At 70.8% G+C, this 3216-nt stretch carries 3 protein-coding genes; 2 read left to right on the top strand and 1 reads right to left on the bottom strand.

What is annotated here, in order from left to right; all coding sequences use genetic code 11:
* Window positions 1–2193 (bottom strand): MMPL family transporter (locus ACFVJS_RS27175; protein WP_378886666.1); only part of this gene is annotated, 2193 nt, incomplete at its 3' end.
* An 85-nt stretch (window positions 2194–2278) separates the two neighbouring features.
* Here ACFVJS_RS27175 and ACFVJS_RS27170 point away from each other — a divergent pair.
* Both ACFVJS_RS27170 and ACFVJS_RS27165 read left to right on the top strand, forming a co-directional pair.
* A complete protein-coding gene (locus ACFVJS_RS27170) occupies window positions 2279–2980 on the top strand; it encodes a TetR/AcrR family transcriptional regulator (protein WP_378886665.1) in 702 nt (233 codons plus the stop codon).
* A gap of 12 nt (window positions 2981–2992) precedes the next feature.
* A complete protein-coding gene (locus tag ACFVJS_RS27165) occupies window positions 2993–3169 on the top strand; it encodes a DUF6104 family protein (protein ID WP_008362094.1) in 177 nt (58 codons plus the stop codon).
* Window positions 3170–3216: the final 47 nt, after the last annotated feature.

The following is a 3216-nucleotide window of genomic DNA, read 5'->3' as shown; positions in this document are numbered from 1 at the left end:
CGCAACCACCGCACCCCCGACGAACCGCCCCGCCTCACCCCGCCACCCCCTCAGGCCGACCTTCGAGTGCAGGCGCCGCAGCGGGCGAGGCGCCCACCAGGCGGCATCACCGAGCATCCGCATGGCGGCCGGCAGCAGGACACCGCGAATCAGGACCGCGTCGATGAGGATCGCCAGCCCGACGCCGAGGCCGAAGAACTTCATGAAGCTGACGTCGCTGACCATGAAGGCGAAGAAGCTGGTCGCGATCAGCGCAGCCGCCGTGGTGACGATCCGGCCGGTGTGGGCCAGCCCCTGCACGACCGCCTCGACGTTGCCGAGGCCACGCCGGCGCATCTCGGTGATCCGGCCGAGCACGAAGACCTCGTAGTCCATCGACAGCCCGAAGGCGATCACCAGCAGCAGCACGACCATCGAGACGTTGAGCGGCATGGCGGTGAAGCCGAGGAGATCGGCCCCGAGGCCCTCCTGGAAGATCACCACGGTGGTCCCGACCGTCGCCCCCAGGCCGATGACGTTGAGCACCAGCGCCCGCAGCGGCTGGATCAGGCTGCCGGTGAACAGGAACAGGATCACCACCATCGCGATCGCGAGTCCGCCGACGGCGTAGGGCAGCTTGGCGCCGATCGCGTCGAGCGAGTCCAGCAGCTCCGCGGCACCACCCCCGACGAGGGCCGTGGTGCCGTCCGGCGACGGGACGGCGCGTACGTCACGGACCAGGTCGCGCGCCTCCTCGGACTGGCGGTCGAGCTGGTTGACCACGGCGAGCTCGTCCGCGCCGTCGCCGGGCGGGAGAGCCGGCGTCTCCGAGACGAGGGCACCGTCGGCGTATGTCCCCACCCGGGTGTCGACGCGGTCGACGCCGTCGATTCGGGAGAGGTCGGCGGCGTAGGTCCCGAGGCTGTCGTCGGCGACGGTCGAGGTGGTCACCACGCGGATGGGACTGGTGCCGTCGCCGGCGAACTCCTCACGGAGCAGATCGCCGGCCTGACGGCTTCCCGCGGACGCCGGGAGCACCCGGTCGTCCGGCGTGCCGAACTCGATGCCGGCCAGCGGCGTGGCCATCGCGATCAAGACCGCCACCACGGGGAGCGCGACCCAGGGTCGCCTGGTGACGAAGCCGGCCAGCCGGGTCCAGAACGGAGTCGTGCCACCGCGGAGCCCACGCACGCCCGGGACGCGCAGCGCGTCGATCCGGTCGCCCAGCAGGGTGATCGTGGCCGGGAGCAGCACGACCGCGACGACGGCGGTGATCACCATGACCCCGATGCCGGCGTACGCCGAGGAGCGCAGGAAGTAGAGCGGGAAGACGAGCAGCGAGGCCAGTGAGACGGCGACCGTGGTGGCGCTGAACACGATGGTCCGGCCAGCGGTCTCCACCGCGCGGACGACGGCGTCGTCGGTGGTCGCTCCACCAGCCCGCTCCTCACGGACTCTCGCCACCATCAGCAGGCCGTAGTCCACCGCCAGGCCGAGTCCGAGGCCGGTGGTCAGGTTGAGGGCGTAGATCGAGACGTCGGTGAAGCTGCCGAGCACCGAGAGCTCGGCGAAGGTGCCGGCGATGGCGAAGCCTCCCACGCCGATCGTCACGAACGCGGCGACGACGTTGCCGAAGGCGAGCACCAGCAGCGCGATCATCAGCGGGATCGCGATCGCCTCGGCGAGGCCGAGGTCGGCGCCGATCTGGGTGCCGACCTCCTCGAAGATCGCGAGCTGTCCGCCGACGTGGACGGTGGTCGCGCCATCGGAGGCGGTGTCGTCGGTGTAGCGGTCGATCACCGCGGCGGCGTCGACGCTGTCGGGGTTCTTCGCACCGACGGAGATCAGCCCGTGGGCGCGGTCGTCCGAGACCATGCCGGGTCTTGGAGCGTCGAGGTAGGAGACGACGTCGGTCAGGTCGCGGTCGGCCCTGAGGCGGTCGACGAGTGCCTGGGCGTCCCTCGCGGCGGCACCCTCGGTGACCGCGCCGTCGGCGGCGCTGACGGTGAGGAGGAATCCGGCCCCGTTACCGAAGCCCTTCTCCAGCGCGGTGGCCGCGCGGCTGCTCTCCGAGGCGGGGTCGTCGAAGCCGGCGTCGTCGAGCTTGCCGAAGGCCGAAGTGGCCAGGTAGATCGCGCCCAGGAGGGCGATCAGGCCGATCACCAGGACCCGGCGCGGATTTCGCACCACAAGGGTGCCGAGTCGGTGGAACATGATTCCTCCAGAGGAATGTGTGCAGGCGTAAACTTTGCAGGTGTTAACTTTCCCTTCGATGTGGGCAGGTGTCAACATGAATTCCGTGAAGTCCTCAGAGAGCTCGGGCGAGGGCGCCCGCCCCTATCACCACGGCGACCTCCGCAACGCGCTGGTCGAGGCGGCCGCGACCCTTGCCGAGGAGGGCGGCCCGGACGCGGTGACCATCAGAGCCGCGGCGCGCGCGGTCGGTGTCACCCCGACCGCCACCTACCGCCACTTCGCCAATCAGGCCGACCTGCTCGTCGCGGCCAAGCACGAGGCCATGGACCGCCTGGCCGCGACGATCCTCGACCTCCTGGCCGCCGAGAAGCCGGCACCGCATCCGGCCGAGGCCGCGGTCCAGCGCCTCGCTGCCGCCGGGCGGGGCTACGTCCACTTCGCGCTCGCCCAGCCCGGCCTGTTCCGCACCGCCTTCCTCCGCCCTCACACCGGCGAAGAGCACCCGCCCGACGAGATGTCCGCGATCCTCGCCCAGGCGCCGCCCTATGCGTTCTTGACCACCGCCCTCGACGATTTGGTCGAGGCGGGCTGGCTCGCCCCCGAGCTCCGCCCGAACGCCGAGACAGCGGCCTGGTCCACCGTCCATGGCCTCGCAGTCCTCTTCATCGACGGCCCCTACCGCGTCTTCCCCGAAGCCGAGCGCGAGCAGCTCATCAACGCCACCCTCGGCATGGTCGTACGCGGCCTCTCCGGTGGCCCGGCATCCGACTCACCCCTGGCTGGCCACGGGCGGGCCGGCGAGTGAAAGACTGACCCCATGTACTTCACCGACCGCGGCATCGAGGAGCTCGTCACCCGTCGGGGCGACGAGGAGGTCACCCTCGCCTGGTTGGCCGAGCAGCTCCAGGCCTTCGTCGACGTCCACCCCGAGCACGAGACCGCGATCGAGCGCCTCGCCACCTGGCTGGCCCGCCTCGACGACCCCGAGGACTGACCCTCGCCGAGTCCGCAGTTCTGACGGACGAGAAATCAGTTGTGGGC

The sequence above is a fragment of the Nocardioides sp. NPDC057772 genome (assembly GCF_042798075.1).
In the GTDB taxonomy this organism is placed as follows: Bacteria; Actinomycetota; Actinomycetes; order Propionibacteriales; family Nocardioidaceae; genus Nocardioides.
The sequence above is the reverse complement of the archived record's forward strand: the minus strand, read 5'-3'. Positions and strand labels throughout refer to the sequence as shown.